Origin of the sequence: Staphylococcus ureilyticus, from assembly GCF_002902235.1 — a bacterium.
In the GTDB taxonomy this organism is placed as follows: Bacteria; Bacillota; Bacilli; order Staphylococcales; family Staphylococcaceae; genus Staphylococcus; species Staphylococcus ureilyticus.
In genome coordinates, this window is the sequence record NZ_PPRL01000066.1 from 1 (window position 1) to 5,004 (window position 5,004).

General features: G+C 31.4%; 4 protein-coding genes. 1 reads left to right on the forward strand and 3 read right to left on the reverse strand.

Annotated elements, in window-relative coordinates; translation table 11 throughout:
* Positions 1–1,902: GA-like domain-containing protein (locus CD150_RS13405; protein ID WP_206185634.1), on the forward strand; the 1,902-nt coding region annotated here is incomplete at its 5' end.
* 200 nt (positions 1,903–2,102) lie between these two features.
* Here the strand turns inward: CD150_RS13405 and CD150_RS07095 are convergent.
* From CD150_RS07095 to CD150_RS07105, 3 genes are read right to left on the reverse strand one after another with little or no spacing between them, the layout of a single operon-like run.
* Positions 2,103–2,669 carry an NADPH-dependent FMN reductase gene (locus CD150_RS07095; RefSeq protein ID WP_046206956.1) on the reverse strand — a complete coding sequence of 189 codons (567 nt, stop codon included), beginning with the start codon at positions 2,667–2,669 and terminating at the stop codon, positions 2,103–2,105.
* A 12-nt stretch (positions 2,670–2,681) separates the two neighbouring features.
* Positions 2,682–3,743, reverse strand: a complete 1,062-nt coding sequence (locus CD150_RS07100) for an LLM class flavin-dependent oxidoreductase (RefSeq protein ID WP_046206957.1) — start codon at positions 3,741–3,743, stop codon at positions 2,682–2,684.
* 12 nt (positions 3,744–3,755) lie between these two features.
* Positions 3,756–4,682, reverse strand: a complete 927-nt coding sequence (locus tag CD150_RS07105; protein ID WP_073344732.1) for a VOC family protein — start codon at positions 4,680–4,682, stop codon at positions 3,756–3,758.
* Positions 4,683–5,004 lie beyond the last annotated feature (322 nt).

Genomic DNA, 5,004 nt, shown 5'->3' on the forward strand with positions numbered 1-5,004 from the left:
GTACCGAGCGGTACCATAGGGAAAGATGAGCTCCAAACAAGATTGGACAACATTACATCGGTAACATCACCAGAAGTAAATGATGTAGATAGTGATGGCATGTTAGATACAGATCAATTGTCCGAAGCATCTGAAGCCGTAGCGAATGCAGAACAAGCAAAAACAGCAATAGATAATAAATTAGCAGAAGTAACATCAGATGGATTAGTGACTCCAGATGAAAAATCTGAAGTAGATGCGTTAATTCAAACATTAGAAAGCGCAAAACAAACTGCAAAAGAAAAGCTAAATAGTGTACCAAGCGGCACTGCGGGTAAAGATGATTTACAAACAAGATTGGATAACATCACATCAGTAACGTCACCAGAAATAAACGATGTAGATAGTAATGGCGTTTTAGATACAGACCAATTGTTAGAAATGTCTCATATCATTGATGATGTGGAAAAAGCAAAAGCATCAGTGGATAAAAAATTGTCTGAGATAACATCCGATGGTTTAGTAACTCCAAGTGAAGCAGCCGAAATTGATAGACTAATCTTTGGATTGAAAGTAATCAAACAATCAGCGAAAAATAAATTGAATACTATACCGGATGGCATACCAGGTAAAGATGTGTTACAAAGAAGATTAGACAATATCACATCAGTAACATCACCAGAAGTAAATGATGCAGATAGTAACGGTATCTTGGATATAGAACAATTATCAGAGGCGGAAAAAGCGATAGAAGCAGCTGAAATAGCAAAAACAGCAGTGGATAAAAAATTAACTGAAATCACATCCGACGGCTTAGTGGCTCCAGAGGAAAAATCAGCAATAGACCAGTTGATTCAAACATTAGAAACTGCGAAACAAGTAGCGAAAGAGAAATTAGAGAATGTACCAAACGGAACTGCGGGTAAAGATACGTTACAAAGAAGATTGGATAATATCGTATCGATAACATCACCAGAAGTGAATGATGCAGATAGTAATGGTGTTCAAGATACAAAACAAGTATCAGAGGTAAGTAAAGCGATTAAAGCAACAGAATCAACAAAAGCAGCAGTAGATAAGAAACTAGCAGAGATTCAATCCGATGGACTAGTAAATCCAAAAGAGAAAGCAGAAATTGATAAGTTGATTCAAAAATTAGATAAAGAAAAACAAGCAGTGAAAGACAAGTTAGCTAAAGTACCAAACGGCACAGTAGGAAAAGCAGAGTTACAAAGAAAATTAAATGAAATTCCATCCGTAACGTCACCAGAAGTAAATGATGCAGATAGTAATGGTGTTCAAGATACAAAACAAGTATCGGAAGCTAAAAAAGCAATTGCTGATGCTAAAGCAGCACAAACAAAAGTGATTAATAAAATAAAAGAAATTAGAAAAGATGGTTTGATTACGCCAAGTGAACAAGCTGACTTAGACAAACTAATTGAAAAATTAGATTCATTAAGAAGTATTGCAAAAGAAAAAATAAGTAACTTGCCAAACGGTACATCAAATATTGCTGAATTACAGACTAACTTAGATAAAGTCACATCTGAAATAATATCAAAAGTAAAAGATATAGATAGTAATGGTATATCAGATAAGAAACAGTCGTTAGGTATGGATAAAATAAATAACAAATATAATTCAAGTCATTTTGAAAATGACGAAAAAGCGACTAAAAATAATAAGTTGCTAGACATGCATTCACGTCAATTTAATGTTCAAAATAATCATCACAATCTTGAAGGATTAAACAAAAACTTATTTGTAAATCCAAACAAAGAAAATAATTTAAATATGAATTTACCGTATAGTGGATTAGACAAAAATAACCCTTATGCATTCGAAATTCTATTTGGAATTTTAGGATTAATGATTGTTTATAGAAGATACTTAAAAAGTGATAAAAACACAGAACATTAAGTTTAAAACTTAAAAAGTTTCATTGGATTTATAAGCACTTTGGAATGATTAGATTAAAAGTCTAATCTCCAAAGTGCTTTTTTTTAATAAAATTAATGGTATATAGTAATTAAAAAAGACTTATTTTGTTCCAAATAATGTAAACAAAATAAGTCTTAAAACTTAGTAACCGTGAATTTTAATATATTGATGATCATTAATTAGAAATCATATTGATCTTCTTCTTCTTTCAAAACTTGTGCATATGCTTTTGAAGTACGTAATGTAGATGAAACTAAATCATCTATCCTAAATAAAATATCATCGTTTACAATCTCATTATTTGAAAAATCGCGTTCTTCTATAAATACATAAGTTTGCATAATATGTGCCTTCATATAACCTAATATTGGTTTTAGTTGTGTTTCTGGGATGAGATAATGTTTTGGCGATCCTGCAGTTGCAAGTATACTTACTATTTTATCTTTAAATGCATTAACTGGTAGTAAATCAAATACATTTTTTAATGTACCGGGAATAGAAGCTTGGAAAATTGGGAATCCGATAAAAATGACATCAGCATTCATCAAAGTTTGCGTAAGATATAATGTATCGCCATTGTAATCTAAATAATTTCTGCCATCACTAAACACTAGTTCTAATTCTTTTAAATCAATAAAATTAATATGGTGTGTATCATCTTGATTCATAAGTGCTTGATTCAAATATGTCATAGCAGTACGCGTTTTTGAACCAACGCTAGAGCCAGATAGTAATACAATATTCATAGTATCATTGACCTACTTTCTTAAATGTTTTTTTACTGTTGGAATAATTTCATTGCCTATAAGGTCTATATTTTTCATGATTTTATTAAATGGAACACCGCCAAAATCAATTTGTGCCATAAATCGTTGGTGATTATATAACTCATGCTGATATAGAATTTTTTCAATGATTTGTTGTGGGCTACCAACCATTAAGGCATCTCTATAGTCAGGGGCTTTTGCAAATTGTTGTTTTGGATAACCTGCACCTCTGATAAATGACATTCCAACATTTAGATGCGGGTAGAATTCTTTTAAAGCATCTTGAGTAGTGTCAGCAGTATAAAATAAGCTTGCTGTTGATACTGGTAAAGATTCAGGTGAATTATCATAACCATTTTCTTTTGCAGCTAATCTGTACTGTTCTATAGAATCTTGAAAAGTCATTGCTGGACCACCGAGTGTTGTAATCATCATTGGTATTCCTTGCCTACCTGCTTTGATAGCACTTGCTGGAGGTCCTCCGACTGCACGCCAAATAGGTAATGTGTCATCAATTGGACGTGGGAAAATCTTCATATTATTTAAATCAGGTCTGAATTTGCCTGACCAAGTAATTTTATCTGTTTTATTTAATTCCATTAATAAATTAAGTTTTTCTTCATAAAGTTCATCATAATTATTCAAATCTAATCCAAATAAATCAAATATACCTGTTCGTGAAGCACGACCTGCTACAATTTCAGCTCGGCCATGTGAAATTAAGTCTAAAGTAGCAAAATCTTCAAATACCCTTACAGGATCTGCAGCACTTATAATACTAGAAGAACTGGAAATTTTTATTGTTTTAGTGGCTTGTGCTATGGCACCTAAAACTACTGTATGTGCTTGTGTTGTAAAATGTTCTTGATGGCTTTCACCGATACCAAATACATCAATACCAGCCTGTTCAGCTAATTGACTAGCTTCAATAAGTTCATTAATTCTTTGTTCATAACTCACTTTTTCTCCATTATGTGGATTTAATAAATGGTCACCCAATGAGTAGAGTCCAAATTCTAATGGAGTATTTTCATTCATTTTTAACTGTGCCATATAATCACCTTTCTATAATTCATGTAGATTATTTTCAATTTCTGTACGTTGTGGTTCCATAAAGTCTGGTAAATTTAAATGTTTGCCCAAATCTTCTATTTTTGTATCTACTGTAAACCCAGGTTCTTCCGTGGCAAATTCGTATAAAATACGGTTTTGTCTAAAATATAAAGATTTGAAAAAATATCGGTCTATAATTCCTGAGTTATTTTCAGGTTGTTGCTCTATTATTTTATGAATTGAATTTAAATCACTATCTTTTGGTGTATTAACAGCAATATGGTGCACATAACCTTGGCCAGGTCGAGCACGTTCACCTTGTTGTTCTACAATAACAAAATCAGTATATAATCCGTTATGATCTAAAGTCATCACGGTTTCGTTTAAATCACTTCTAAGTGTATATGATAAGCTGTTTTTTAAAAAATCGAGTGTAGCTTGAGCATTTTTAACTCTTAGTTCTACAGGACCCATTCCTAAAATTTGGTATTGCTCAGGTATCTCAGTATATGGATTTTTTCTCCAAGCATTTGGTGTATAATAATTGTCATTAACTAATAAAATGATCTCCAAACCATCTATATCTTTAAAGGTAATGGCAGGCTGATTTAAATAAACTAACGGTGTCCATGTAATATTGAATTGACTTAATCTTTCTTTAAAAAAATTCAAAGCACTTTCGTCAGGTATAAGTAATGATAAGCGATATATAGAATCAGTTCCTGGACGGTTTTTTCCTAAAAGTGGTATTTCAAAAAAACTTAATAGTGTCCCAGCCGAACCAATTTCATCTCCAAAAAACAAATGGTACATTTTAGGATTATCTTGGTTAACTGACTTTTCAACCAGTCTTAGTCCTAAAATTTGAGTATAAAAATCTTTGTTTTTTTGAGCGTTTTTTGTATACATTGAAATGTGATGGTGACCAACGATATTCATATAATACCTCCTCGTAATAAACTTTCTAGTTGCTTGTGTTTTAAGTATGGTAGTAATAAAACTTCTCAATACTCATAACCACTATCGTGTAGATTAAACACTAACGGTATAAAAAATATACTAGTTTTGTATAATATATTTCCTTTTTAGAAAAAAAGCAAGTTTTAGCGTTTATGAATGATAGTAGAATAAAGCGTGCTCTGATTTTTAAAATATTATAATGAAAGTTTGATATAATCAATTTGATAGTTTATGAATGTTATTATTATAAGCGTTAGTAAGTGTTAACAAAATAAATTAATAAGTAACATAATATTAATAG

Bases quoted from the DNA above. Each gene is read 5' to 3' on its own strand.
- CD150_RS07095 (WP_046206956.1), bottom strand. From the start codon at position 2,669: ATGAATATTGTATTACTATCTGGCTCTAGCGTTGGTTCAAAAACGCGT.
- CD150_RS07100 (WP_046206957.1), bottom strand. From the start codon at position 3,743: ATGGCACAGTTAAAAATGAATGAAAATACTCCATTAGAATTTGGACTC.
- CD150_RS07105 (WP_073344732.1), bottom strand. From the start codon at position 4,682: ATGAATATCGTTGGTCACCATCACATTTCAATGTATACAAAAAACGCT.